Here is a 24,739-nt window from a genome sequence, read left to right on the forward strand (position 1 = left end):
CGTCAGGCCAGCCAGGGCTGCGCGGCGAAATGCCGGGCCTCGAACCGCTCGATGCGGTCGCTCAGGGTGAGGGTGCGGTCGATGGCGTCCAGACCCGAGACCAGTGCGTCCTTACGCAACCCGTCGATGTCGAACTCGACCACCACGCCGTTGGCCAGGGTGAGGGTCTGCGCCGGCAGGTCGATCTCCAGGGTGGCGGCGCCGGCCTCCGACACCACCTCGCCGATCTCCGCCGCCCGCGCCTGATCAAGCTCGATCAGCAGCACGCCGTTGCGCTGACAGTTGTCGAAGAAGATGCCGGCGAAGCTGCTGCCGATCAGCGCCCGGATGCCGAGCTGGCGCAGCCCCCAGACCGCGTGTTCGCGGCTCGACCCACAGCCGAAGTTGGGCCCCACCACCAGAAAGCGGGCCTGCCGCCAGGGCGGTCGGTTGAGGATGAAGTCCGGGTCTTCCGAACCGTCGGGCCGGAACCTCAGATCGTGGAAAGTGCCCCGGTCCAGGCCGGACCGGTCGATGCCCTTGAGGAATTGCTTGGGCATGATCACGTCGGTGTCGATATTGGCGGAAAGCAGCGGCGCGGCCACGCCGCTGACGGTGGTGAAAGGTTCCATCAGGCCTCCGGTTCCTTGCCCTGGGTGTTTCTGACATCGGCCAGCCGCCCGGCGATGGCCGCCTCGACCACCATGGCCGGGCTCATCAGGTGGGTACGCGCGCCGGCGCCCTGCCGGCCCTCGAAATTCCGGTTGGTACTGGACGCGCAACGGTCGCCCGGGGCGAGTACGTCGTCGTTCATGGCCAGGCACATGGAGCAGCCGGACTGGCGCCATTCGAAGCCGGCGTCGATGAACCGCCGCGCCAGCCCTTCCTCTTCCGCCTGACGTTTCACCGGGGTGGAGCCGGGCACGATCATGGCGCGCACGCCGCCGGCCACCTTGCGACCGCGCAGCACCCGGGCGGCGGCGCGCAGATCCTCGATGCGCGAGTTGGTGCAGGAGCCGATGAAGGCGTGGGTGATGGGCAGACTGTCGAGCCGGGTGCCCGGCGCCAGGTCCATGTAGCGCAGGGCCCGCTCCATGTCCCGCCGCCGCAGCGGATCCGGTTCCTGTTTGGGATCCGGGACGCTGCCGTCGATGCTCACCACCTGGTCCGGGCTGGTGCCCCAGGTCACCATGGGCGCCAGCTCGCCGGCCTCCAGGGTCACCACCCGGTCGAAGTGGGCGCCCGGGTCACTGTACAGCCGCCGCCATTGCGCCACCGCCCGGTCCCACATCTCGCCTTTGGGGGCCCGGGGCTTGTCGGCCAGATAGGCGTACACCTTGTCGTCCGGCGCCATGAAGGCACCCCGGGCGCCGGCTTCCACGGCCATGTTGCAGATCGTCATGCGCGCCTCCACGGACAGATCGTCGATGGCGGAGCCGCAAAACTCGATGGCAAAGCCGGAGGCACCGGACGCGCCGATACGTCCGATCAACGCCATGATCACGTCCTTGGAGGTGACGCCCGGCGCCAGCGGCCCGTGCACGATCACCCGCATCGCCTTGAGCTTCTTGTAGACCAGCGTCTGGGTGGCCAGCAGGTGCTCGATCTCCGAGGTGCCGATGCCGAAGCCGAACGCCCCCAGGGCACCGTAGGTGGTGGTGTGGCTGTCGCCGGCGGCCACCACCATGCCGGGCAGAACGAAACCCTGCTCCGGCGCCACCACGTGTTCGATGCCCTGGCGACCGTCGAGGATGTCGAACAACTCGATGCCGAAGTCCTCGCAGTTGCGGCCGAAATAGCTCACCTGGCGGGCGCCGCCGGCGTCGGCCACCTCCGCGGTGCGTTGTGGCGCGGTGGGGTTCACATGGTCCACCACGCCGAGGGTGGCGCTCGGTCGGCGCACCTTGCGCCCTGCTTCGCGCAGGCCGCTGAACGCCTGCGGGCTGGTGTACTCGTTCGCCACCTGCCGGTCGATGTAAAGCAGCACATGCCCGTGATCGTCCAGCTTGCGGATGGTGTGCGAATCGATGTGTTTGTCGTAGAGGGTCTTCGGGGCCATGGCTGCTCCAGAATTCGCCGGGGGGACAACGAAAGGTCGGAGCATATACACCCACAAAATATGTGTAAATGTTTACTGTTTTTGTCAATCATTGACGGTTTTCATGCATCGGAACGACCCCGGAAAGAACCTGATGTTGATCGATTGCGTACAGATTTTTTCAGCGGAATCAGTGGTATATCTTCCGACGATCCATCACCCACCGTTTCGATGTTGATCGTCATGCCCCTTCGAACAAGAAGCTCGGCGGCCCTGTGGTTGCTCCTGATTCTGCTGTCCGCCGGCGCCGCCACGCTGATGCGCCTGCTGACCCTGCCGGCGGCGTTCATGCTCGGCCCGATGGTGGCCGGCGTGGTGATCGCCTTGAGCGGCGGCGGCCTGCGATTGCATCGCAATTTTTCGGTGGCCGCGCAAAGCGTCATGGGCTGCCTGATCGCCGGCTTCATCACTCCGCAATTGCTGGCCGCCTACCGGGACCACTGGTTGATGCTGACCACCCTCAACCTGTCCACCATGGCGGTGATCGTGCTTATCAGCGTGGCCATCGCCCGGCGCCGGTGGCTGCCGGATACCACCGCCATCTGGGGCCTGTTCCCCGGTGCCGCCTCCGCCATGGTCCTGCTCGCCGACGCGCACCATTCCGATCCCCGCGTGGTGGCGATGATGCAGTACTCGCGCATCGTACTGGTGTCCGTGGCGTCCATTGCCATGGCGGCGCTGCTGGAGCAAACCCAGGGTGCCGCGCACGCCGGCTCCGGCGGGCTGCCGGTGACCTGGTCGCTGCCGACGGCGTACCTGCCGGTTGTCGCCGCTCTGGCGCTGGCGATCTTCGGCTATACCCTGAGCAAGATCAGCGGCAACGGCACCCTGGCCTTGCTGATTCCGGCCTTCGCCGGCACCGCCCTGCAGGGCGCCGGCGTGGTCACCATCGAAGTACCGCCCGCCCTCTTCATCCCCGCCTTCACCCTGACTGGCTGGTACGTGGGCCTGACCTTCACCCGGGCCGCCATCAAGCACTGTCTTAAACTGCTGCCCATCATGCTGGCGGCGGCGGCCGTGGTGATTCTGATGTGCGGGCTGATGGCGGTGGTGCTGACGTGGCTGGTGCCCGGCATGGATCTGCTCACCGCTTATCTGTCGCTCAGCCCCGGGGGCATCGAGACCATTATCATCATCGCCCGGGAAGCCGACGTGGTGCTGCCCTTGATCCTGGCTTCGCAGTTTCTGCGCCTGCTGATGGTGCTTTCCATCGGGCCGCGCGTGGCCCGCACCGTGGCGGTCTGGCAGAGCCGCCATCCACCGATTCCGAAGTAAAGCCTACGACGCCGCCCGGGCGTCGCTGGCGGATTTTTCAATGCGGTTGCAGGCCCTCCCGTTTTGGTTAGACTCGTTTCAAACACCTCGGGGGATAATAACGATGAGAATCGGCCTGGTGGTGGACTCCGGCTGCGACCTGCCCAAGTCCTTTATCGACGAATACGGTTTGCTGGTATTGCCGGTCTCGATCCGGCTGGGCGATCAGGTGATCGTCGATGACCGGGACCCTGACCGCACCCGCCAGTTCTACGCCACCGAGGTGGCGGAAAAAGCCCACGACGCCGTGTCCGTGCCGTTCACCATGGAGCAGATCAAGGCGCTGTTCCTGGAGCGGGTGGTGCTGGATTTCGACTACGCGCTGGTGCAGACGGTACCGAAAAGCCGCAGCCCGATTTTCGCCAACGCCACCGAGGCGTCCCACGCCATCCTTCGCGAGTACAAACCGATCCGCAAACGTGCCGGGGTGGAAGGGCCGTTCGCCCTGCGCGTCACCGACAGCCAGACCCTGTTCGCCGGCCAGGGCGCCCTGGCGGCGGAGACCGTGCGCCTGATCGAGTCCGGCATGAAAATCACCGAGATTCGCCAGAGCGTGGAGGTGCTGGCCAGCCAGGCCACCGGCTACGCGGTGGTGCCGGACATCTACTATCTGCACAAACGGGCCAAGAAGCGCGGCGACAAAAGCGTGAGCTGGGCCGGTGCCATTCTTGGCAATGCCCTGGATATCAAGCCGGTGCTGTGCGCGCGCCAGGACGAAACCTTCCCGGTGGCGAAAATGCGCGGCTTCGACGCCGGGGTGGAGGCGATCTTCCGCCACGCGGTGCGTTGCATCGAGCGCGGCCTCACCGCGCCGGTGATCTGCATCAGCTACGCCGGCGATGAAAGCCGCATCCGCCAGATGCCCGGCTTCGACAAACTGGCGGCGGCGGCCCAGGACCACGACGTGGCTCTGCTGCTCAGCACCATGGGGCTCACCGGCGCGGTGAACATCGGCCCGGGGGCGCTCAGCCTGGGCATGATCGTGGACGACCCCACCTTCCTGGACTGACCGTCACCCGGCCTTGATCCGGGCCGGGCCAGCATGGCGTTTTGCCCACGGCCGGAAACGCCAAGGATAAACGCCATGCGTCTGTTGTTCCCCGCTCTGCTGTTGTTGGCACTGGGCGGCTGTGTCCGTCATCTCGGCGCCCCCGCCGGCGAACCGGCGGCCCTGCCCGAGACCACGCCGATCGCCGTGGTCCACGACCGCGTCTATACGCCGGACGACTGGCCCCGGGCGCTGCACGCCAGCGTCTACCGGCCCCGGGCCGAGGGCCGCTACCCGGCGGTGCTGGTGGTGCACGGCGGCGGCTGGGCGAGGCGCTCGCCGGCGGACATGGAGGATTTGTCCCGCTGGCTGGCGGAGCACGGTCTGGTGGCGGTGAACATCGAATACCGGTTCGCCCCGGCCTACACCTTCCCGGCGCAATTGCAGGACCTGCAGATGGCCATGCGCTGGCTGCACGTGCACGCCGACGAGTACGGCATCGACCGCACCCGGGTGGGCGCCTGGGGCTATTCTTCCGGCGCCCATCTGGTGGCGCTGCTGGCCACCGTGGCCAGCGACGCGGACAATCCGCTGAACCAACCCCATGGCGGGCCGGTGACGCGGCCCAAGGCGGTGGTGGCCGGCGGCACGCCCAGCGATCTGCGCAAATTCAAGGGCGGCGAGCTGGTGCCGCAATTTCTGGGCGGTGAGCGCGAGGCGATCCCGGCGGTTTACGCCGCGGCCTCGCCGGTGACCTCGGTGACGCCGAACACGCCGCCGGTGTTTCTGTACCACGGCACCTGGGACCACACCGTGCCCAAGGATCACGCGGTGGATTTTTATCACACCCTGCGGGACAACGGCGTGGACACGGAACTGTATCTGCTGAAGGGGCGGGGCCATGTGGCCACCTTCCTGTTCGGAGGCGGCGCGGAGAAGGCGGGGCTGCGGTTTCTGGAGCGCCACCTGACGGCGCCCGACGGGCACTGAACGAGGATCGGTCCGGCCGCCCGCCGCGCCGCCCTCCCCCCGGTGGGCGACGCGACGGTTAAGCGGTGCCGGCGCCGGCGACCGTCTCAATATCGCCGAGCATTGCTCACAACCCTTGCGGTTTCAACGACGGTCACATCACCATTTTGCATTAAGCCCGGGCAACCGCGCTTGCCCGAACGTCCCGAATCCGTTGACCGTGCGTCCCGATCACAGATGACGCAGCCAATGATGGAAGGCGGGGCTGGCCAGCCCCGCCAGCCCGGCCCCGTCGGCGGGCTGAGCCAGGGCCTGATCGATCACGTCGCTGGGGGTCATGGCGAAGGCGCGCCGGAACAGGCGGCAAAAGTGGCTCTGACTGTCGAAGCCCCAGCGCACCGCCACGTCCACCACCTTTTCACCGGTCACCGCCGCACGGCGCAGGTCCCGATAGCAGCGCAGCAGCCGCTGTTCGCGCACATAGGCGGCGACGCCGCCCAGCGGCTGAAACCGCCGGTAGAGCGCGGTGCGCGAGCAGCCGAACCGCCGGCACAGCCGCTCCGGGGTCAGGTCCTGGTCCAGGTGATCGCGAATCCAGGCCAGCATGGCGTCCAGGCCGGCCCGGGCCAGCGCCTCCCGGGACGCTTCCCCCGCGCCGGCGCCGGCGAAGGCACCGGCCACCGCCCCGACCAGGGTGCGGTTGACCCCTTCCAGGTCGTCCACGGTCAGCTCGGGCAGGCTGTTCCAGACCGTGGACAGGTGGTGGGTCAGGATGGTGGTCACCGGGCGGCCGGCGGCCAGGACGGTGCCGTGCCGGGGCGTGGCGGTGGGCACCAGGGCGCGGAACACGTCCCGCGGGATCACCACCGACAGCACCTGGGAGGCCGGCGCCCGGGTCTCCAGGGCGCGCCCCAGGTCCAGCAGGCCGATGTCACCGCGGCCGACCCGCACCGGCCGGTCGCCGTTGTGGCCGAGATAGCCGCCTTGCAGATAAAGCTGCACCAGCCAGTGGTCACCGTCGGCGGTGTCGCCGGCACGGCGCTGGAAGGTCAGCGGCGAAAAGCCGCAACGGGCCATGAACACTTCGCGCAGGTCGTAGCTTTCCACCCAGGCGTCGAAGCGCTCCGAGGTGGCCGGCAGGGAGTCGAACAGCGGGCGCACGCTCTCCCGCCAGACCGGAAAGCGGTCCGCCTCGGGCAGCTGGTCGGCGCGAAACAGGTCGTGGGGCAAGGCAGCGGCGCGATCCGTGGGAGTCGCCATCCCGTGGTCTCCTGAAAACCCGGACATAGGCAAAAACAGGTACCACGGCGCGGGCCCGCGCACAAGTTTAAGACCGGGTTCACACTTTCCATGCGAACCCGGCCGGAGGGTTTAGCGGGGCAAGGTCAGTCCCAGGCGGGCGCGAAATCCGGATCGGCGATGCGCTCGCCCCGGTCCAACCGCTCGATGATGGCGATGTCGTCGTCTTCCAGAGTCAGGTCCAGGGCCGCCTTGTTGGCCTTCAGGTGCGCCTCCTTGGTGGACGACGGGATCACCACGATGTCCTTCTGGTGCAGCCAGGCCAGCACCAGCTGGGCCGGGGTCACGTCGTACTTTCCGGCCAGCTGTTTCAGGGTGTCGTCCTCCATCACCTTGCCCACCGCCAGCGGCATATAGGCGGTGACGGTAAGGTTGGCGCGTTTCACCGCGTCCACCACCTTGCGGTTGGTGAGGAACGGGTGCACCTCGATCTGGTTGGTGACGATGTGCTCGCCGCCGGGCACGCTGAGGGCCTGTTCCAGCTGCGCCACGGTAAAGTTGGACACGCCGATATGGCGCGCCAGCCCGCGCGCCTTGGCTTCCGCCAGGGCGCCGATGTACTCGTCCATGGGCACTTCGTCATCGGGGCTGGGCCAGTGGATCAGGGCCAGATCGACGGCGTCGGTGCGCAGCCGGTTGACGCTTTGCTGCAGACTTTTCAGCAGGTCGTCGTGACGCAGCCGGTCGTGCCAGATCTTGGTGGTGAGAAACACCTCGTCCCGGGGCAAGTCGTGGGCGTCCAGGGCGGCGCCCACGGTCTCCTCGTTGTCGTACATCTGGGCCGTGTCGATGTGCCGGTAGCCCAGGTCCAGGGCGGTGTGGATGCTGCCCATCAGCTGTTCGCCCTTGAGCCGGAAGGTGCCCAGCCCCAGGGCCGGAATGTTCGCCTTAGCCATGATCTCTCCTTGCCGTTTGATCCATCAACAAGGTTGTACCTGACGGCGGGTGAAGCGGCTTTCAAGGGTCGGATCGCGACTGAAGCGGAGCGCCGCCCGGTCGCTCCTACAGGGGAGCGAAGTAGGAGCGACCGGGCGGCGCTCCGCTTCAGTCGCGATCCGCCATGGCGGCGACCAGAAAATCCACGAACTGCCGCACCTTCGGCGACAGATGACGATGGCGCGGATAGACCACCCAGACGGCGGTGTGGCCGCAGCCGTACTGGTCCAGCACCGACACCAGGCTGCCGTCCGCCAGCCCCGGCTCCACGTAATAGTCCGGCAACTGCACCAGCCCCAGCCCTTTGACGGCGGCGTCCAGCAACGCCAGCCCGGAGTTGGCCCGCCAGTTGCCCTGCACCCGCCAGGTGCGGTGCTGGCCGTCGATGTCGAAGGCCCAGTGCTCGGTGGACCCGAGCAGACAGTTGTGGCCGGCCAGTTCCCCCAGGGTGTGCGGGCGCGGGTGACGGTCGAAATAGGCCGGCGAGCCCACCACGTACTCCCGGCGCGGGCACAGCTTGCGGGCGATCAGCGTGGAAGCGGGCAGGGCGCCGGTGCGGATCGCCACGTCGAAGCCTTCGTCGACGATGTCCACCCGGCGGTTGGTGAAGTCCATGCGCACCGACAACTGGGGGTGGGCGACCAGGAAATCGTTGACCACCGGCGCGATGAATTTCTCACCGAAGGTGGTGGCGCAGGTCAGCTTGAGCACGCCCTTGGGCTGCTGTTGATAGTCGCTGATGGCGGTGAGCGCCTCCTGGAAGCCGTCGAACAGCTGGGCGCAGTGCTCGTAATAGACCGCCCCGGCGTCGGTGAGCCCCAGCCGCCGGGTGGTGCGGTAGAGCAGCTGGGTGCCCAGCTCCGTTTCCAGACGCGCCACCAGCCGGCTCACATGGGAGCTGGAGACGCCCAGGGCGCGGGCGGCCCCGGCGAAGGATTCGTGCCGCACCACTTCCACGAACGCCTCGATCCGGTCCCAATGCTGCATTGTTGCTCCTGAGCAATAATCTATTGCGCCATGATGCCTTAATCCGCCCCCCGGCGCTGCTCTACCATGGGCGCCAACGCCATATGGACACAGAGGGAGAACACCATGAAATCAAGAGCCGCCGTGGCCTGGGAAGCGGGCAAGCCGCTGGTCATCGAGGAAGTGGACGTGGCCGGCCCCAAGGCCGGTGAAGTGCTGGTACAGATTGTCGCCACCGGCGTCTGCCACACCGACGCCTACACCCTGTCCGGCAAGGACCCGGAAGGGCTGTTTCCCTCCATTTTCGGCCACGAGGGCGCCGGCATCGTGCAGGAAGTGGGCGAGGGCGTCACCAGCGTCAAGCCCGGTGACCATGTGATCCCGCTGTACACCGCCGAATGCGGCAAGTGCAAGTTCTGCCTGTCCGGCAAGACCAATCTGTGCTCGGCGGTGCGCGCCACCCAGGGCCAGGGCCTGATGCCCGACGGCACCCGCCGCTTCTCCCTGAACGGCAAGGAAATCAACCACTACATGGGCACCAGCACCTTCTCCGAGTACACCGTGGTGCCGGAAGTGTCCCTCGCGAAGGTGAGCAAGGAAGCGCCGCTGGACAAGATCTGCCTGCTCGGCTGCGGTGTCACCACCGGCATCGGCGCGGTGCTCAACACCGCCAAGGTGGAGCCCGGTTCCACGGTGGCGGTATTCGGCCTCGGCGGCATCGGCCTGTCGGTGATCCAGGGCGCGGTGATGGCCAAGGCGGAGCGCATCATCGCCATCGACGTGAACAAGGATAAGGAAAAAATCGCCCGCCAGTTCGGCGCCACCGACTTCATCAATCCCAAGGATTACAGCAACTCCATCCAGGAAGTGATCGTCGAGCTCACCGACGGCGGCGTGGACTACTCCTTCGAGTGCATCGGCAACGTCAACGTGATGCGCTCCGCCCTGGAGTGCTGCCACAAAGGCTGGGGCGAATCGATCATCATCGGCGTGGCCGGCGCCGGCGAGGAAATTTCCACCCGCCCGTTCCAGCTGGTCACCGGCCGGGTCTGGAAAGGCTCCGCCTTCGGCGGCGTGAAAGGCCGCACCGAACTGCCCGGCTACGTGGACCGTTACATGAAGGGCGAGATCAAGATCGACGAGTTCGTCACCCACACCATGCCGCTGGATGACATCAACAAGGCGTTCGATCTGATGCACGAGGGCAAGAGCATCCGCTCCGTCATTCTTTATTGATTCCGTGGGGGCGGTCGTTCGACCGCCCCCGACGTACCCGAGGAGATAGCATGACCACGCCCAACGAACTGGAGCTGGTTTCCGCCAACAAGAGCTTCGGCGGCTGGCTCAAGCGCTACAAGCACCAAAGCAAGGTGCTGGGCTGCGAGATGGTGTTCGCCATCTTCCTGCCGCCGGCGGCGGAGGAACGGGACGTGCCGCTGCTGTGGTGGCTGTCCGGCCTGACCTGCACCGACGAGAACTTCACCCAGAAAGCCGGCGCCCAGCGGGTGGCGGCGGAGCTGGGGCTGGCGTTCGTGTGCCCGGACACCAGCCCGCGCGGCACCGACCTGCCCGGCGAACACGACAGCTACGACTTCGGTTCCGGCGCCGGCTTCTATCTGAACGCGGAGCAGGCGCCCTGGAACAAGCACTACCGGATGTACGACTATGTGACCGAAGAGCTGCCGGCGCTGGTGCGCGAACACTTCCCACTGAATGGCCGCGAGGCGATCAGCGGCCATTCCATGGGCGGCCACGGCGCGCTGATTTGCGCACTCAAGAATCCGGACCGCTACACCTCGGTGTCCGCGTTCGCGCCCATCGCCAACCCCACCCAATGCCCCTGGGGCGAGAAGGCGTTCGGTGGTTACCTGGGCGACGACCGGGAAGGCTGGAAGGAATGGGACGCCTGCGAACTGATCGCCGGCGGCGCCCGGGTGGACGAAATCAAGGTGGATCAGGGGGACGCGGACAACTTCTACCAGGACGGGCAGCTTCGTCCGGAGGCCCTGGAAGCGGCCTGCCAGGACGCCGGCATCGGCCTGACCCTGCAGATGCGGCCGGGTTACGACCACTCCTATTTCTTTATCGCCAGCTTTATCGACGACCACCTGCGCTACCACGCGCATCACCTGCGCAGCGCCTGAGAGCACGGATCGGTAGGAGCGGCTTCAGCCGCTCCCACGGCAGCATCCAGGCTGCTATTGAGGCGCCAGGGCGTCCAGCAGCAACAGGCTGTTGGCCTCGATGGCGGTGGTGATCACCCGACGCGGGTCGATGATTTCGAACTTGGGATTGTGGTTCATCGGCGGCAGCTTACCCGTCGCCATGTAGTTCTTGACCACGTCCGCGGGCCCACCGCCCACTTCCATGAACAGGGTCCGGGTGTCCTCGATGCCGGCCACCAGCATGGGGAAATCCTCGGAGCCCATCACCGGCGGAAAGCCGGGCATCAGCGCGTCCTTGCCGAGCCCTTCGGCCAGCAGGCCCTGGGCGTGTTTGGCCAACGCCTCATCGTTGTAGACCGGCTCGGAGTAACCCTTGAAGGTGTATTCCGGCAGCTTGTCCTCGGCCACGCCGGCGGCCAGGGCGATGCCGTTGGTTTCCCGCTTGATCGCCTCGATCATCTGATCGCGCACCGACTTTTCGTACCAACGCAGGTTGAGCTTCAGCACACCGGTTTCAGAGATCACGTTGTTGGCTTCGCCGATCTGGCTGGCGCCAACGGTAAGAACCGCCGGTTTCTGCGGGTCCACATTGCGGCTGACGATGGTCTGGTAGGCCATCACCGAGCGGGCGCCCATTACCACCGGGTCGATGGTGGCCTGCGGCATGGAGCCGTGACCGCCGACACCGTGCAGGGTCACATCCAACTGGTCGCTGCCGGCCATGCGGCGTCCGGCACGCACCGCTACCGTGCCCGAGGGCCAGGCCGGGAAAACGTGGGCGCTGATCAGCAATTCCGGCTTCGGCACCCGGTCATAAAGACCGTCGTCGACCATGGCCTGGGCGCCCTCCAGCAGCTCTTCCGCCGGCTGCGCCACCAGCACCAGGGTGCCGGACCAGTCGTCGCGGGTGTCGCGCATCACCTTGGCGATGCCCAGCAGCCAGCTCACGTGGGCATCGTGACCGCAGGCGTGGGCCACGTGCACCTTGCTGCCGTCGTCCAGGGTCACCTGCTTGCTGCTGGCGTAATCCAGGTCAGTGTCTTCCTTCAGCGGCAGTCCATCCATGTCGCTGCGGAACATGACCACCGGCCCGTCGCCATTTTTCAGCACCGCCGCCACGCCGGTGCCGCCGATGCCGGTGTGCACCTGATAGCCGAGCTTTTTAAGACGCTTGCTGACCATCTTGGCGGTTTCGGTTTCCTGGAAACCCAGCTCCGGATGGGCGTGCAGGTGCTTGAAAGTGCTTTCGAGCTGATCCGCCTGGGCCTCGGCCAGTTCGGCCACCCGTTCGTTCAGCCCGGTGGCGGCCTGGGCCCCGGCCGCGGCCAGCATCAGCGCCGCCGCCAGCGATTTCCGCCATGACAATGAAACAGACATACACTCTCCCCTGGTTAAATGTGGACCCGCGGGCCTACGAAGCGTCGAGGTGCCGGCGCAGGCCCTTCTTATAGAACGTCCAGGCCATCACGCCGGCCAGCAGATTGCCGCAGCCGGCGCCGATGGCCAGGCCGGTGAGGCCGCCCAGCCAGGCGCCCAGCCACAGCAGCGGCAGATAGCAGGCGAACAGCCGTAAAAAGGAAATCAGCATGGCCCGCCAGGGCCAGCCCAGGGCGTTGCTGGCCGACACCACCAGCATGCACACCCCCAGCAGCCCGTAGCTGGGCGGCAGGAAACGGATCAGTTGGGTGAGCGCCTCGCGCACCGCCGGGCTCTCCACCAGCAGCGCCGCCAGCGGCGCGGCGAACAGGGCCGCCAGCAGGCCCAGCACCACCTGCCAGATCACCACCATGCGCGCGGCGGTGGCCATCACTTGCTGCACCTCCCGCCAGCGCCCGGCGCCGTAGCAACGGCCCAGCCAGGGCGGCAGCGCCATGGTCATGCCCAGCACCAGCACGATGGAGAAGCTCTCCAGACGGCTGGTCAGCCCCCAGGCGGCCACCGCCGATTCGCCCAGCCGCGCCACCAGGCCGGTGGCCAGCATGGCCGCCAGCGGCGGCATCAGCTGGCTGACCATGGCCGGCCCGGCGATGTGGGCGAAGGGTCCGGCGGAGGCCCGCACCTCCGCCAGCACGCCGTCCCGCTCCAGCCAGCCACGACCGCGCAGGTACACCGCGGTGATCACCCCGCCGGTGGCGAACGCCGCCAGGGAGGCCCAGGCCGCCCCTTCCAGACCCAGGGCCGGCACCGGGCCCAGGCCGAAAATCAGCAGCGGGTCCAGCGCCAGGTTCACCAGACTGGTGATCACCATCATGGAACCGGGGAAGCGGGTGTTGCCGTGGGCGCGGAACAGGCTGTAGCCGAAATAGGCCATGGCGCCGGTCCAGGAGGCCAGCACCTGCACGTTCCAGAACGGCCGGATCACCTCGCGGATGCGCTCGCTGGCGCCGAGCAGCGCGAAGGCCGGGTCCTGCACCGCCCACAGCAGAAACAGCAGCACCGCCATCACCGCGCCGCCGCCGGTGAGCACCAGCACGCCGAGCCGCCCGGCCCGGTGTTCCTGGCCGGCGCCGATGGCCCGCGAGATCAGCGCGGCGATGGCGATGCCCATGCCCACCTGCACGCCGATGGTGAGAAACACCAGCGGGAAGGTAAACGATTGGGCGGCCAGGGGCTCGGTGCCCAGCCGGGCCACGAACACGCTGTCCACCAGATTGAAGCCCAGCAGCGACATCACGCCCAGGGTCATGGGCCAGGTCTGCTGCCAGATTTGACGGGTCAGGGAGGCGTCGACGTGGGGCACTGGGGCTCCGGCGGTTTCAGGGAAGCGGCAAGCCTAACACAGCAGGCCCGTGGTCATGGGCGGCGGGACCGCGACTGAAGCGGAGCGCCGCCCCGGTCGCGATCATCACAGCGGCGTGAGACGGTCGGCGAGCTTGCCGGTTTCCACCAACTCCAGAAACTCGTCGCCCAGGCGCCGGCTTTCGTCGATGGCCCGGCGCCAGGTGCGCTCGCGGCCCGGGTCGTCGCCCTGGTAACGCTTGAAATCGCTGCGGTCCGGCAGCTTGCCGTGGGGCAGGCGGGCCAGATAGTCCGCCGACGGCGCCACCAGCAGGGTGCGCGCCAGCCGGCCCGGGTCGCCGTTGCGCCAGCGCAGCGGCTTGTCGAACCAGCCCGGGATCACCCGGTCGGTGAAATGCGGATAGAGCACCAGGCCGTCGCTGCGGTAGGGCAGATCCAGGTGGTAGTCGAGCAGGCCGCCGTCCCGGTACACCCCCGGCGGCGCGCCGGGAATGTCGCGCACCCCTTCCAGCACCATGGGGATGGCGGCGCTGGCCAGCAGCAGGGCACGCAGGTTCTGCACATCCAACGGGATGGCGTGGGTGGCGAAGTCGCGCAGGGCGTCCAGGGGCAGTTCCGGCTCGCCGGTGTAGGCCAGGCCGCGCTCCATGAACGCGGCCAGGGTCCGGCGGCTGAGCAGGTTGCCGCCGATCACCCCGGCCAGCCCCAGGCCCAGACCCAGGGGCCGGTCGCCACTGATCAGCCGGCGGCTGCGGATCACCACCACCACCAGCCGGTAGTCCGGGTTGGTGAGGATGCGGTCGTCGCTGTCGGCGAGCAGGTCCGCCAGCATCTTTTCACAACGGCGGGACACCTCCCGGGGCGTGACGCCCTTGGGAAACCGCTGGGAGGTATAGAGATCGGCCAGCCGCGCCAGGCGGTGAGCGGCATCACGGCCGTCCCGGGCGCCGGCCACGGCGGCGAACCGCCAGCTGCCGATGGAGGCGCCGATCAGGGTGCGCGGGCGCGGCGCCCGGGGCAGGAAGTCACCGAACACGGCCCGGTCCAGGCCGGCCAGGCCCACCGCCTTGGGGCCGCCGGCGGCGCCGGGCACGATGTCCACGTCGTCGGCGCGCAGGCCATGGTCAAGCAGGTGCTGGCGCGCCCGGGCGCCGGCGCGCAGCACCAGCGCCGGCTGGCGGGTATGGATGGCGGGCAAGGCGGTTCCCCCGGCTAACGGATCCGGGCCATGCTAACCGCTGGCGCGGGAAACACAATGACGGGAATGGTTGCGCTCAATTTCGTTCTTGGGGATGACAATAGAGCACCAGGGCGCCGTCCGCCTCGTTCTCGCTGAGCGGCGGATTCAACGGGTCCTCGGAGGCCAGGATCACATCATAGGTGCGGGAACCGCTGAGTGAGCAATCCACCCGGTCGAACCGCTCCTCCGGGCTGACGCCGCTACGCGCCACCACCAGGTTGAGGCTGCCGGCATTGGTGCTTTGGTAGTCGGTGGCCTGTCCCAGGCGCAAACCGGTGGCAAAATATGTACCGGTGCCGGCGTCGTTGTAACGCAGAGAAAAACCGGTGGCATTGAAATCTTCCGGGTTCACCGTGTTGATCACCCGGAAGCGCGCGCCGGAATCCACGTCGCTACCGTCCTGCTCGAAAATCGCCACCCCGGTGGAATTGAAGCTGGTGTCGCCGTAGGACACCGCCGTGTAGTTGCTGTTGTTGGCCAGGTTCACCCGGGCCCGGAACAGGCGGCCGCCGCTGCCGTTCACGCCCTCCAGGGAAACGCTGTTGTCGTCGTTGTCGTTGCCCTCGTCGATACGAACCCGCAACTCCGGGCCTTCATCATCCCGGGAATAGCCCACGCCGGATACGCTATCACTGTCGTCCCCGGAGAGGGTGACATCGGCGGTCAGGGTGCTCTGGTCGTCGGCGCCATTGCTGGTGATCTGGTTGTAATAGAACACCGAGGCGTCGGAACGCAGGCCCCCGAAGCCGCCGTCCTCGTCGTCGCCGCAGCTGCTGGCCACGGCGGCCGCCACCACGATGGGCATGACATAGAACAGATTCATGGTTGTTCTCCCGGGATTGCGTCCCTGTTCTTACTGTTGTTCATTGGTCTGTTGTTCATTGGGACCGGCCTGTTCCGGCGGCGGTTCCGTGTTGAATTCCTGGATGAATATCTGCCAGAACGCCACGAACAGGCCGGCCATCAGCGGGCCCAGGGCGAAGCCGGTGATGCCGAACAGCGCCAGGCCGCCCAGCGTCGAATAGAGCACCACATAATCGGGCAATTTGGTATCCCGACCGACCAGAATTGGCCGCAGAAGATTGTCCACCAGACCGATCACCAGCGCACCGAACAGGGTCAGGATCACGGCGTCGGCGGTTTGCCCCACGGCGTACAGGTACAAGGCCACCGGCAGCCAGATCAGGCCGGCGCCCACCGCCGGGATCAGCGACAGCAGGGCCATGGCCACCCCCCACAGCAGCGCCGCCGGAATACCGAGAATCCAGAAGATCAGGCCGCCCAGGGCGCCCTGCACCGCCGCCACCACCAGGTTGCCCTTGATAGTGGCGCGGGTGATCTCGGCGAACTTGTCGAACAGCAGGCGTTCCCGGTCGTCGCCCAGGGGCAGGGCGCGGATCAGCATATTGACCAGCCGCGGACCGTCACGCAGCAGGAAAAAGGTGAGGTAGAGCATCAGCCCCAGGTCGATAAAGAACTGGAAGGTGTTCTGGCCCACCGCCAGGGCGCGTTTGCCGAGGAACTGACCGGCGCTTTTAAGGCCCTCGATCAGCTGCTGACCCAGGTTGCCGAATTCCACCCCGGCGCGCTCCAGCAGGTGGTAGGCGGAGGGAAAACCGGTGCGCAAGGCGTCGATGTATTTCTGCGGGTCCAGGTCGCCCTGCTGCATCTTCTGGTACACGGCCACCCCTTCGGTGACGAAGGAGGCGGCCACCGCCAGCACCGGGATCACCACCACCACGGTGCACACCAGCAGGGTCACCGCCGCCGCCAGACTGGGCCGGTTCGGCCACCTGGCGAGCAGCTTCTTCTGCATCGGGAAGAAAATCAGCGCAACCGCGCAGGCCCAGAAGATCGGCGCGTAGAACGGCTTCAGGACCCACAGGAAGCCGACGCTCACCACCAGCAGCAGGGCCAGGAAGGACTTCTGTTCGAGCGGCGAGCGCATCGACTCTCCTTATCAGTGCGGCCTTATCAGTGCGGCCTTATCACGGTCGCTCAGGCGGTGACGCCGGGGGCGGTGACCAGGGTGGAAATCAGGTAGCCGGTGTAGCCCAGGTAGGCGGCCAGCAGCACGCCCCCTTCCAGGCGGTTGATGCGGCCCTCGCCGGCGCCCCGGAAGCCATAACCGAACAGAAACAGCACCACCGTCAGCGCCGCCATCACCGTCCAGTCCCGGTACAGCACCGCCGGCTCGGTGGGCACGGTGCTGATGGCGCCGGCGATGCCCACCACCGCCAGGGTGTTGAACAGGTTCGAGCCTAGCACATTGCCCAGCGCCAGATCGTGTTCGTTCTTGCGGATCGCCGCCAGGCTGGAAGCCAGTTCCGGCAGTGAGGTGCCCACCGCCACCACGGTCAGGCCGATGATCAGATCGCTGACGCCCAGGGACTCGGCGATGGTCACCGCCCCCCACACCAGCAGGCGCGAGCTGACCACCAGCAGCACCAGCCCCAGCAGCAGCCAGAACAGCGCCTTGCCCAGGGGCATGGGCTGACTGTCCAGCTCGGTTTCCACCTCGCCGCCCAGGGGGTCGCCCTTGCCGCGCATGCCTTGGTACACGGACCAGCCCATCAGCCCGGCGAAGGCCGCCAGCAACACCACCGCGTCGCCGGTATCCACCTGACCGTCGAGCAGCTGATAACCGGACACCAGGGTGATGACGGTGAGCACCGGCAGCTCACGGCGCAGCACCGAGGAATGCACGGCGATCGGGCTGATCACGGCGGTCAGGCCGAGAATCAGCGCGATATTGGTGATGTTGGAGCCGTAGGCGTTGCCCAGGGCCAGACCCGGGTTGCCGTCCAGGGAGGCCAGCGCCGACACCACCATCTCCGGCGCCGAGGTGCCGAAGCCGATCACCAGCATGCCAATCAACAGGGTGGGCATACCGGCGTGGCGGGCGGTGGCGGACGCCCCGTCCACGAAACGATCGGCGCTCCAGATCAGCAAAATCAGCCCGGCGATCACCGCGCCTATGGCAAGACTCAAGATGGACCTCCAACAAAAGAAGTTTTTCTATAAAGCCGCGCTCGCACGTCGCCGCCGTCTTTTTCCCGTATCAGCTCCCAGCTTTCCGGCACCGGCGGGGCGTCCGCCTGGCGGCGGGATTCCACGTAGATCAGGGCGTCGTCGGCGAGCAGGCCCAGGTCTTCCAGGGCCGCGCAGGCCGGCGCCGCCAGCCCCAGATCATAGGGCGGGTCGATGAACACCAGGTCAAACCGCTCGGCGCAACGCGGCAGCCACTTGAGCGCGTCGGCGCACTGCACCCGCACGCGCTCGGCGAACAGCGGCTCCAGCTGCCGGCTCAGGTCGGCGCAGCGCTCGCGCTTGCGTTCCACCAGCACCGCCCGTTCGGCCCCCCGGCTGAGGGCCTCGGCGCCCAGGGCGCCGGAGCCGGCGAACAGGTCCAGCACCCGGGCCCCGGGCACGTCCGCCCGCAGCCAGTTGAACAGCGTCTCGCGCAGGCGGTCCGAGGACGGCCGCAGGTCGCCGCGCTGGTCCACGAAATGCAGCCGGTGGCCACGGCGCTCGCCGCCGATGATGCGAACCTGACCCTTACTGGTTTTGCCCCTGGATTTCATCCTGTGCGCCTTGCGGCACGTCCGGCGCGCGCGGGCCGATGCTGACGATGGCCAGCTTGTCGGCGTCCAGGGCGCGCTGGAACGCGTTGCGAATGTCCGCCACCGTGACCGCTTCGACCTGCTCGTTGAAGCGCTGGAGGTAATCCAGCGGCAGGTCGTAGAAACCGATGGCGCCGAGCTGGCCGATGATATCGCTGTTGTCGGCGGTTTCCAGTGCCCGGCGACCAAGAATATTGGCCTTGGCGTTGTCCAGCTGTTCCTGGGTGGGGCCGTCGGCGATGAAGTCGCGCAGGATGCCCATGGTCAGCGCCAGGGCCTGGTCGGCGTTGTCGTTGGCGGTCTGCAGCTGCAGCCGGAACGGGCCGCCGCCGGCCATCGGCTGAAAGTAGCTGGATACGCCGTACACGTAGCCATGCTCCTCGCGCACCTGCTGGGTGAGCAGGGAGGCGAAGCCCCCGCCGCCGAGGATGTAGTTGCCCACGTACAGGGCCGCATGGTCAGGGTTACCGCGCCAGGTGGCCTGGTTGCCGATCAGAATGTGGGTCTGGTTGGAAGGGAAGTCGATGTGCTCCACGGTGCGCTCGGTGAGACGCTGGGCGCGGGGCAGCGGCGACGCCGGGCCGCCCTCCGGCAGCGCCTCGCTGAGGCGCGCGGCGATGGCTTCCGCCTGCTCGCGGCTGACGTCGCCGACCAGGGCGATCACCGCGTTGCCGGCGGCGTAATAGCGCTGGTAGAAGCGGCTCACGTCGGCGCGGGTGATGCCGGGCAGGCTCTCCAGGGTGCCGTCGTCCGCGTGGCCGTAGGGATGGTCCCCGAAGACCACCTTCTGAAAGGCTTTTTCCACCTGGGGCCCGGGCACCTGGCGGTCCATCTTCAGGCCCTGCAGGGCGCGGGTGCGGACCCGGTCCAGGGCGTCCTGGGGAAAGCTGGGCGAGCCGATCACCCGGGCCAGCAGGTTCACCGCGTCGTCGCGCCATTCGGGCCGCGACAGGGTGCGCAGGCTGATCACGCCCATGTCCTGGTAGCTGCCGGTGGAGAAGCTGGCGCCCCGGTCCTCGAAGCCCCGGGCGATGTCGTCCACGGTCAGGCCCTCGGCGCCTTCGCCGAGCAGCGCGCTGGTCATGGACGCCAGCCCCGGCTGGTCGCCGTCGCGGGCGCCGCCGGCGTTCATCACCAGGCGCACGTCGAGCATGGGCAGGGCGTCGGAGGGCACAAACAGCACTTTCGCGCCCTGCCCGGTGGTCCAGGATTGAATGGTCAGTGCCGGGGCCGCCGGCTTGGCCTGATCGACCCGGGCGGCGGTGGTGGGAAAGCTGGCGCAGCCGGCCAGGGCCAGGGCGCACAGGGCGGCGGCGAAGGGTTTCCAGACGATCATTGCGACGCCTCCTGACGGGTGGATGGTGACGCCTCGGCGGGCGGCTCCGGCGGGTACACATAGGCCACGGCGCCACGCTCGGCCACCAGCCAGTCGCGGGCGGCCTGTTGCACCTGCTCCGGGGTGACCTTCTCCAGGTTCTCGTCGAAGCGTTCGGCCAGGCGCCAGTCCACGCCCAGCACCGACAGCCGGCCCAGTTCCATGGCCTGGCCCATCACCGAATCGCGCTGGAACACCTGCCCGGCCAGCACGCCGGCGCGCACCCGGTCCATTTCCTCGGCGCTGGGCGGTTGTTCGGCGATCTTGCGCACTTCCGCTTCGAAGCCCTGCTCCAGCTGCTCCAGGCTGACGCCCGGGTTGGGCGAGGCGGAGAAACTGAAGGTGCCGTTGCCGCGCTGCAGGCCGTCGTAACTGGCGCCGGCACCGGCGGCCAGGCGCTGGCCGCGCACCAGATGACTTTCCACCCGGGCGCTGAGGCCACCGTCCAGCACGCCGGCCAGCATGGTCAGGGCGTAGAAGGTGGCCGGGTCCTCGGCCGTGGTCAGCGACGGCACGTTGTACTGCATGAACAGCGCCGGCACCCGCACCGGCAGATGCAGGGTCATGCGCCGTTCGCCGGCGGGCGGGTTCAGGGTCGGTTTGGGACGGGGCGGCGTTTCGCCGGCGGGCATGTCGCCGAAGAACTTCTCCACCAGCGGCCGCGCCTGCGCCTCGGTCACGTCGCCGGCGATCACCAGGGTGGCGTTGCCGGGCACGTAGAAGCGGTCGTACCAGCTGCGCGCCTGTTCCGGCTTGAGCTGGGCCAGTTGATCGCGCCAGCCGATGATCGGGTGGGCGTAGCCGGTGCCGGGCCGTGCCACCGCCTGGAATTTCTCCTGGGCCAGGGCGAACGGCTGGTCGTCGGTGCGCTGGCGGCGCTCTTCCATCACCACCTGCAGCTCACGATAAAAGTCGTCGTCCTCGATGCGCAGGTTCTTGAGCCGCTCGGCTTCCAGTTCCAGGGCCAGCGGCAGCCGCGACGCTTCGTACTGCTGGAAATAGGCGGTGTAGTCGTAGCTGGTAAAGGCGTTGTTGGAGCCGCCGTAGCGCGCCACCAGCCGGGCGAATTCCCCCGGGGCCAGGTGCTTGCTGTTGCGGAACATCATGTGCTCAAGCAGATGGGCGACGCCGGTTTCGTAGGGCGCCTCGTCGATGCTGCCGGCCTTGAACCAGATCATCACGGTGATCACCGGCGCGCGGTGGTCTTCGCGCACCAGTACCTTCAGGCCATTGTCGAGCTGGAATTCATGGGTGGGCAGGTCCGCCCGCGCGGTCACCGCGACCAGGCTCAACGCCAGGGCGATCCACAGTTTTTTCATGCGCTTTCCTCTGAACAACCGGGGTCAGGGAACCGGCGATTATGATGGTTAGCCCCCGCCGACGCGAGCCGTCGGCGGCCATAACCCGGTAGGACTGACCCGACGCCGGTTAGGTTCCGGCGACGGTTACGGCAGCGGGAACTGGCGCAGCAGGGTTTCGCGCACCACCCGGGCGATGCGCGCCAGGTGATCGTCGTCCAGGCTTTTGACGCCCAGGCGGCGGATCAGGGTGGTGCGGTGCACGCCGAACACGAGAGCCTCGCCGTACAGCGCCTGCACTTCGATGATCACATCCGGGTCGGTTTCCGGCTTGCCGCGCAGCGGCCCCACCAAACGCGCCAGCAGTTCGTGCACCGGCAGGATCAGTTCGTCGTAGAGGATGTCCATGGCGGCGGTGGGCTGCATCTGTTCGCGCAAAAGAAAGTAGCCGACCTCGTATTTGTCGCGCTGGGCGAGAATCTTGTCGAGCAGGGCACCCACCAGCAACGCCACGTCCTCGCGGGCCCGGGCCAGGTCGGTGACGCCGCCGGCGTGGCGGGCGCGCACCTCCAGCACGGCGGGTTCCATGGCCGGGCGCACGGTTTCCACGATGCGCCAGGCCACCGCCCGGTAGAGCCCTTCCTTGGATTGGAAGTGGTAAGGAATGGCGGCCTGATTGGCCTTGGCGGCGTTCGCCAGGGCCCGGGTACTGACCGCGTCGAAGCCCTGGCGGCTGAACAGGCGCAAGCCGGCGTCCACCAGCCGCTTGCGGGTAGCTTCGCTGCGCGCGGATTCGGCGCGGGCGGGCCCCGCGGAGGGGGCGGATTCGGGGCCCGGGGCGGGCCCGGTGCCGGGCTTGGCCATGCTCGGTTCCGGTGGCGTGAAAGGGCCAATATTAATTCAATCGATTGATTTTGTCATTGGACTGTTCAAGAATGTTGCCCGACTTCATCGGGAGGCGTTCCATGCCCAGTTCCCCCATCCCCGTCCGCCGTTGGCGGCGCCCCACGTTGATCGCGCTGATGGCGCTGACGCTGGGCGCCTGCGCGGTGGGCCCGGACTTCCAATCGCCGGCGGACGAGCTGGCCGACGATTACCAGGTGCGGGCGCCGGCGGGCGAGACCACCCGCACCGACGGCCCCGGCGGCGAGGCCCAGCGGTTCACCGAGGGCGCGCCCATCGCCGCCGACTGGTACCGGCTGTTCGAGTCCCCGGCGCTGGACGCGCTGATCCGCCAGGCCATGGACAACAGCCCGTCGCTGCGCGCCAGCCAGGCCAGCCTACGCCAGGCCGCCCACCAGCTGGAGGCGGTGTCCGGCTCCGACCTGCCCGACCTGGACCTGTCCGGCGGCGCCACCCGCCAGCGTTCCAATGGCGCGCGGATCGGCCAGGACAATCCCATGTTCAACAACGTCTTCAACCTCTACGAAGCGCGGCTGGCGTTGAGCTATGACCTGGATCTGTTCGGCGCCTCGGACCGGGAGACCGAAGCCCAGGTGGCCCGGGTGGAGTACGCCCGGAACCTGCTGCGCGGCAGCATGCTGACCCTGGTGGACAACGTGGTGGTGACCACGGTGCGCCTGGCCGCCCTGCGTGACCGGCTCGCCGCCAGCGAAGCCATCGTACGCCTGCAACGTGATCAGGCGGAGCTGCTGAGTGAGCAGGAACAGGCCGGCTCGGTGGCCTTCGCCGACGTGCTGCGCGCCCGGGCGCAGCTGGCCGACACCCGCGCCCAGCTGCCCTCCCTGCGCCACGATCTGGCCACCACCGAGCATGCCCTGGCCCGGCTGGTGGGCGCCGACCCGGCCACCTTCCAGGCGCCGCCGCTGTCGCTGGCGGACCTGAACCTGCCGGCGGAGCTGCCGGTGAGCCTGCCCTCGGAGCTGGTGCGCCAGCGCCCCGACATCCTGGCGGCGGAAGAGCAGCTGCACGCCGCCAACGCCCAGGTGGGCCTGGCCACCGCGCGGCTCTATCCCAACCTGAATCTCACCGCCAGCCTGGGCTCCGTGGCCAACCACGGTGACGCCCTGTTCGAACCCGCCGCCAAGGTCTGGACCCTGGGCGCCGATCTGACCGCGCCGCTGTTCCATGGCGGCACCCTGCGCGCCAATAAAAAAGCCGCCCAGGCCGCCTGGGAAGCGGAGTACGCCCGCTACCGGGACACCGTGCTGGGCGCCTTCGTGCAGGTGGCCGACGTGCTCGACGCCATCCAGCGCGACGCCGACGCCCTCAACGCCCGCGACCACTCCCTGGAAGCCAACCGCGACAGCCTGGCCCTGGTGCGCAAGCAATACCGGGCCGGCGCCGCCGGCTATCTGGACGTGCTCAGCGCCGAGCAACGCTACAACCAGGCGCTGCTGTCGCGCATCGACGCGGTGCGTCAGCGCTACGTGGACACCGCCGCGCTCTACCACGCCCTGGGCGGCGGCTGGTGGAGCGAACCCCCCGAACGGAACGACCGGACGGCCGCCGCGCCGACCGCCCCCTGAACGCCGGAGACCTTTCATGGCCGAGCACGACACCCCCACCGACACCAACCGCGACACCCCGCCACCGTCCGGCGACACCCCCGCCGAGAACAACAACGGCGGCAAACGCAAACGCCTGCTTCTGATTCTCGCCCTGGTGGTGGTGATCGCCGCCGCCGGCTACCTGGCCTACTGGCTGCTGTGGGGCCGCTTCCACATTACCACCGAGGACGCCTACGTGGGCGGCAACGTGGTCAGCGTATCGCCCCAGGTGAACGGCACCGTGGTATCGATCCACGCCGAGGACACCGACCGGGTGGCCGCCGGCGACCTGCTGGTGACCCTGGACGACACCGACGCCCGCGTGGCCCTGGAACAGGCCAAGGCCAACCTGGCCCAGACCGTGCGCGAAGTGCGCCGCCTGTTCGATCAGGCCGACCAGCTGGACGCCACCGTGACCCTGCGCAAGGCCTCCCTGGAACAGGCCCGCCGCGACTATCAACGGGCCCGGCGGCTCCAGCAGGTGCGCGGCATTTCCACCCAGGACTTCCAGCACGCGGAGACCGAGCTGGAAACCGCCCGCGCCTCCTATCAGGAAGCCCGCCATCAGCTGGCCGCCAGCCGCGCGGCGGTGGCCGACACCACCCTGGACGACCATCCCCAGGTGCTGCGCGCGGAGGCGGACCTGCGCCAGGCCTGGCTGCGTCTGCAGCGCACCCGCATTCTGGCGCCCACCGACGGCTACCTGGCCCAGCGCGGCGTGCAGGTGGGCCAGGAGGTGCAGCCCGGCAGCAAGATGATGGCGGTGGTGCCCCTGGACCAGGTGTGGGTGGACGCCAACTACAAGGAAACCGAGCTCACCCATGTGCGCATCGGCCAGCCGGTGGAGCTGACCGCCGATCTGTACGGCGACGACCACGTCTACCACGGCAAGGTGGCCGGGCTGGCCGCCGGCACCGGCAACGCCTTCGCCCTGCTGCCGGCGCAGAACGCCACCGGCAACTGGATCAAGGTGGTGCAGCGGGTGCCGGTGCGCATCCGCCTGGACGGCGACGACCTCCGCGATTTCCCGCTGCGCGTGGGGCTGTCCATGGAAGTCACCGTGGAAACCCGCGACCGGGACGGCCGCACCCTGGCCGAGGCGCCGGTGTCCGGCGCCCGCTTCGAAACCGGCGTGTACCGCCGCGACCAGAGTGAAGTGGACGCGCTGATCGCCGAGATCCTGGCCGCCAACCGGGGCGGCGATGACCGCGCCTCCTGAGCCCGGCGCCCACGAGGAGAA

Annotated in this window: 22 protein-coding genes; 7 read left to right on the forward strand and 15 right to left on the reverse strand. The window is 68.0% G+C overall.

Going from position 1 to position 24,739, the window contains the following annotated elements; genetic code table 11:
- Nucleotides 1-2 precede the first annotated feature (2 nt).
- Entirely contained in the window at nucleotides 3-611 is a 609-nt protein-coding gene (leuD, locus tag ACLD0W_RS03940; RefSeq protein WP_410306196.1) for a 3-isopropylmalate dehydratase small subunit, read from the reverse strand.
- On the reverse strand, nucleotides 611-2,038 hold the full coding sequence (leuC, locus tag ACLD0W_RS03945; protein ID WP_410306197.1) for a 3-isopropylmalate dehydratase large subunit: 1,428 nt from the start codon (nucleotides 2,036-2,038) through the stop codon (nucleotides 611-613). The genes leuD and leuC overlap by 1 nt, the downstream gene beginning before the upstream one ends.
- Nucleotides 2,039-2,296: 258 nt before the next feature.
- Here leuC and ACLD0W_RS03950 point away from each other — a divergent pair, with 258 nt between their 5' ends.
- The 3 genes from ACLD0W_RS03950 (at nucleotide 2,297) to ACLD0W_RS03960 (ending at nucleotide 5,369) form a co-directional block, all read left to right on the forward strand.
- On the forward strand, nucleotides 2,297-3,352 hold the full coding sequence (locus ACLD0W_RS03950) for an AbrB family transcriptional regulator (protein WP_410306198.1): 1,056 nt from the start codon (nucleotides 2,297-2,299) through the stop codon (nucleotides 3,350-3,352).
- Nucleotides 3,353-3,455: 103 nt separating this feature from the next.
- Nucleotides 3,456-4,400, forward strand: coding sequence for a DegV family protein (locus ACLD0W_RS03955; protein WP_410306199.1), 945 nt, complete (start codon nucleotides 3,456-3,458; stop codon nucleotides 4,398-4,400).
- Between the two features lie 75 nt (nucleotides 4,401-4,475).
- On the forward strand, nucleotides 4,476-5,369 hold the full coding sequence (locus tag ACLD0W_RS03960; protein WP_410306200.1) for an alpha/beta hydrolase fold domain-containing protein: 894 nt from the start codon (nucleotides 4,476-4,478) through the stop codon (nucleotides 5,367-5,369).
- A 210-nt stretch (nucleotides 5,370-5,579) separates the two neighbouring features.
- Here the strand turns inward: ACLD0W_RS03960 and ACLD0W_RS03965 are convergent, their stop codons facing one another.
- From ACLD0W_RS03965 to ACLD0W_RS03975, 3 genes are all read right to left on the reverse strand, one after another.
- On the reverse strand, nucleotides 5,580-6,608 hold the full coding sequence (locus ACLD0W_RS03965; RefSeq protein ID WP_410306201.1) for an AraC family transcriptional regulator: 1,029 nt from the start codon (nucleotides 6,606-6,608) through the stop codon (nucleotides 5,580-5,582).
- 125 nt (nucleotides 6,609-6,733) lie between these two features.
- Nucleotides 6,734-7,543 (reverse strand): 2,5-didehydrogluconate reductase DkgB, encoded by an 810-nt coding sequence (gene dkgB, locus ACLD0W_RS03970; protein WP_410306202.1) that lies wholly within the window; start codon nucleotides 7,541-7,543, stop codon nucleotides 6,734-6,736.
- A gap of 148 nt (nucleotides 7,544-7,691) precedes the next feature.
- A complete protein-coding gene (locus ACLD0W_RS03975) occupies nucleotides 7,692-8,570 on the reverse strand; it encodes a LysR substrate-binding domain-containing protein (protein WP_410306203.1) in 879 nt (292 codons plus the stop codon).
- A 105-nt stretch (nucleotides 8,571-8,675) separates the two neighbouring features.
- Here ACLD0W_RS03975 and ACLD0W_RS03980 point away from each other — a divergent pair, with 105 nt between their 5' ends.
- Both ACLD0W_RS03980 and fghA read left to right on the forward strand, forming a co-directional pair.
- Nucleotides 8,676-9,785 (forward strand): S-(hydroxymethyl)glutathione dehydrogenase/class III alcohol dehydrogenase, encoded by a 1,110-nt coding sequence (locus ACLD0W_RS03980; protein WP_410306204.1) that lies wholly within the window; start codon nucleotides 8,676-8,678, stop codon nucleotides 9,783-9,785.
- A 50-nt stretch (nucleotides 9,786-9,835) separates the two neighbouring features.
- Complete coding sequence (gene fghA / locus ACLD0W_RS03985; protein ID WP_410306205.1) at nucleotides 9,836-10,693, forward strand: S-formylglutathione hydrolase; 858 nt, start codon at nucleotides 9,836-9,838, stop codon at nucleotides 10,691-10,693.
- 54 nt (nucleotides 10,694-10,747) lie between these two features.
- On the opposite strand, the gene ACLD0W_RS03990 is transcribed toward fghA, so the two are convergent.
- The 10 genes from ACLD0W_RS03990 to ACLD0W_RS04035 form a co-directional block, all read right to left on the reverse strand.
- Entirely contained in the window at nucleotides 10,748-12,091 is a 1,344-nt protein-coding gene (locus tag ACLD0W_RS03990) for an amidohydrolase (protein ID WP_410306206.1), read from the reverse strand.
- Between the two features lie 34 nt (nucleotides 12,092-12,125).
- Nucleotides 12,126-13,400, reverse strand: coding sequence for an MATE family efflux transporter (locus tag ACLD0W_RS03995; protein ID WP_410306803.1), 1,275 nt, complete (start codon nucleotides 13,398-13,400; stop codon nucleotides 12,126-12,128).
- A gap of 159 nt (nucleotides 13,401-13,559) precedes the next feature.
- Nucleotides 13,560-14,651 (reverse strand): patatin-like phospholipase family protein, encoded by a 1,092-nt coding sequence (locus ACLD0W_RS04000; RefSeq protein WP_410306207.1) that lies wholly within the window; start codon nucleotides 14,649-14,651, stop codon nucleotides 13,560-13,562.
- Nucleotides 14,652-14,727: 76 nt separating this feature from the next.
- On the reverse strand, nucleotides 14,728-15,516 hold the full coding sequence (locus ACLD0W_RS04005; protein ID WP_410306208.1) for a hypothetical protein: 789 nt from the start codon (nucleotides 15,514-15,516) through the stop codon (nucleotides 14,728-14,730).
- Between the two features lie 30 nt (nucleotides 15,517-15,546).
- On the reverse strand, nucleotides 15,547-16,641 hold the full coding sequence (locus ACLD0W_RS04010; protein WP_410306209.1) for an AI-2E family transporter: 1,095 nt from the start codon (nucleotides 16,639-16,641) through the stop codon (nucleotides 15,547-15,549).
- A 50-nt stretch (nucleotides 16,642-16,691) separates the two neighbouring features.
- Entirely contained in the window at nucleotides 16,692-17,684 is a 993-nt protein-coding gene (locus ACLD0W_RS04015; protein ID WP_410306210.1) for a calcium/sodium antiporter, read from the reverse strand.
- Nucleotides 17,681-18,277 carry a 16S rRNA (guanine(966)-N(2))-methyltransferase RsmD gene (gene rsmD / locus ACLD0W_RS04020; RefSeq protein WP_410306211.1) on the reverse strand — a complete coding sequence of 199 codons (597 nt, stop codon included), beginning with the start codon at nucleotides 18,275-18,277 and terminating at the stop codon, nucleotides 17,681-17,683. The genes ACLD0W_RS04015 and rsmD overlap by 4 nt, the downstream gene beginning before the upstream one ends.
- On the reverse strand, nucleotides 18,252-19,652 hold the full coding sequence (locus tag ACLD0W_RS04025) for a M16 family metallopeptidase (protein WP_410306212.1): 1,401 nt from the start codon (nucleotides 19,650-19,652) through the stop codon (nucleotides 18,252-18,254). Before ACLD0W_RS04025 ends, rsmD begins: the two co-directional genes overlap by 26 nt.
- Nucleotides 19,649-21,010, reverse strand: a complete 1,362-nt coding sequence (locus ACLD0W_RS04030) for a M16 family metallopeptidase (protein WP_410306213.1) — start codon at nucleotides 21,008-21,010, stop codon at nucleotides 19,649-19,651. Before ACLD0W_RS04030 ends, ACLD0W_RS04025 begins: the two co-directional genes overlap by 4 nt.
- A gap of 126 nt (nucleotides 21,011-21,136) precedes the next feature.
- On the reverse strand, nucleotides 21,137-21,853 hold the full coding sequence (locus ACLD0W_RS04035) for a CerR family C-terminal domain-containing protein (protein WP_410306214.1): 717 nt from the start codon (nucleotides 21,851-21,853) through the stop codon (nucleotides 21,137-21,139).
- 101 nt (nucleotides 21,854-21,954) lie between these two features.
- Here ACLD0W_RS04035 and ACLD0W_RS04040 point away from each other — a divergent pair, with 101 nt between their 5' ends.
- Nucleotides 21,955-23,478: an efflux transporter outer membrane subunit gene (locus ACLD0W_RS04040; RefSeq protein ID WP_410306215.1), complete on the forward strand. Its 1,524-nt coding sequence runs from the start codon at nucleotides 21,955-21,957 to the stop codon at nucleotides 23,476-23,478.
- 16 nt (nucleotides 23,479-23,494) lie between these two features.
- Nucleotides 23,495-24,718, forward strand: coding sequence for an efflux RND transporter periplasmic adaptor subunit (locus ACLD0W_RS04045; RefSeq protein WP_410306216.1), 1,224 nt, complete (start codon nucleotides 23,495-23,497; stop codon nucleotides 24,716-24,718).
- The last annotated feature ends 21 nt before the right edge of the window (nucleotides 24,719-24,739 follow it).

It is taken from the genome of Alloalcanivorax sp. C16-1, assembly GCF_046507805.1.
GTDB lineage: Bacteria > Pseudomonadota > Gammaproteobacteria > Pseudomonadales > Alcanivoracaceae > Alloalcanivorax.

Bases quoted from the DNA above. Each gene is read 5' to 3' on its own strand.
- rsmD (WP_410306211.1), bottom strand. From the start codon at position 18,277: ATGAAATCCAGGGGCAAAACCAGTAAGGGTCAGGTTCGCATCATCGGC.
- ACLD0W_RS03980 (WP_410306204.1), top strand. From the start codon at position 8,676: ATGAAATCAAGAGCCGCCGTGGCCTGGGAAGCGGGCAAGCCGCTGGTC.
- ACLD0W_RS03955 (WP_410306199.1), top strand. From the start codon at position 3,456: ATGAGAATCGGCCTGGTGGTGGACTCCGGCTGCGACCTGCCCAAGTCC.
- ACLD0W_RS04025 (WP_410306212.1), bottom strand. From the start codon at position 19,652: ATGATCGTCTGGAAACCCTTCGCCGCCGCCCTGTGCGCCCTGGCCCTG.
- ACLD0W_RS04040 (WP_410306215.1), top strand. From the start codon at position 21,955: ATGCCCAGTTCCCCCATCCCCGTCCGCCGTTGGCGGCGCCCCACGTTG.
- dkgB (WP_410306202.1), bottom strand. From the start codon at position 7,543: ATGGCTAAGGCGAACATTCCGGCCCTGGGGCTGGGCACCTTCCGGCTC.
- leuD (WP_410306196.1), bottom strand. From the start codon at position 611: ATGGAACCTTTCACCACCGTCAGCGGCGTGGCCGCGCCGCTGCTTTCC.
- fghA (WP_410306205.1), top strand. From the start codon at position 9,836: ATGACCACGCCCAACGAACTGGAGCTGGTTTCCGCCAACAAGAGCTTC.
- ACLD0W_RS03975 (WP_410306203.1), bottom strand. From the start codon at position 8,570: ATGCAGCATTGGGACCGGATCGAGGCGTTCGTGGAAGTGGTGCGGCAC.
- ACLD0W_RS04035 (WP_410306214.1), bottom strand. From the start codon at position 21,853: ATGGCCAAGCCCGGCACCGGGCCCGCCCCGGGCCCCGAATCCGCCCCC.
- ACLD0W_RS03960 (WP_410306200.1), top strand. From the start codon at position 4,476: ATGCGTCTGTTGTTCCCCGCTCTGCTGTTGTTGGCACTGGGCGGCTGT.
- ACLD0W_RS03990 (WP_410306206.1), bottom strand. From the start codon at position 12,091: ATGTCTGTTTCATTGTCATGGCGGAAATCGCTGGCGGCGGCGCTGATG.
- ACLD0W_RS04005 (WP_410306208.1), bottom strand. From the start codon at position 15,516: ATGAATCTGTTCTATGTCATGCCCATCGTGGTGGCGGCCGCCGTGGCC.
- ACLD0W_RS03995 (WP_410306803.1), bottom strand. From the start codon at position 13,400: ATGACCCTGGGCGTGATGTCGCTGCTGGGCTTCAATCTGGTGGACAGC.
- leuC (WP_410306197.1), bottom strand. From the start codon at position 2,038: ATGGCCCCGAAGACCCTCTACGACAAACACATCGATTCGCACACCATC.
- ACLD0W_RS04045 (WP_410306216.1), top strand. From the start codon at position 23,495: ATGGCCGAGCACGACACCCCCACCGACACCAACCGCGACACCCCGCCA.
- ACLD0W_RS03965 (WP_410306201.1), bottom strand. From the start codon at position 6,608: ATGGCGACTCCCACGGATCGCGCCGCTGCCTTGCCCCACGACCTGTTT.
- ACLD0W_RS04030 (WP_410306213.1), bottom strand. From the start codon at position 21,010: ATGAAAAAACTGTGGATCGCCCTGGCGTTGAGCCTGGTCGCGGTGACC.
- ACLD0W_RS04010 (WP_410306209.1), bottom strand. From the start codon at position 16,641: ATGCGCTCGCCGCTCGAACAGAAGTCCTTCCTGGCCCTGCTGCTGGTG.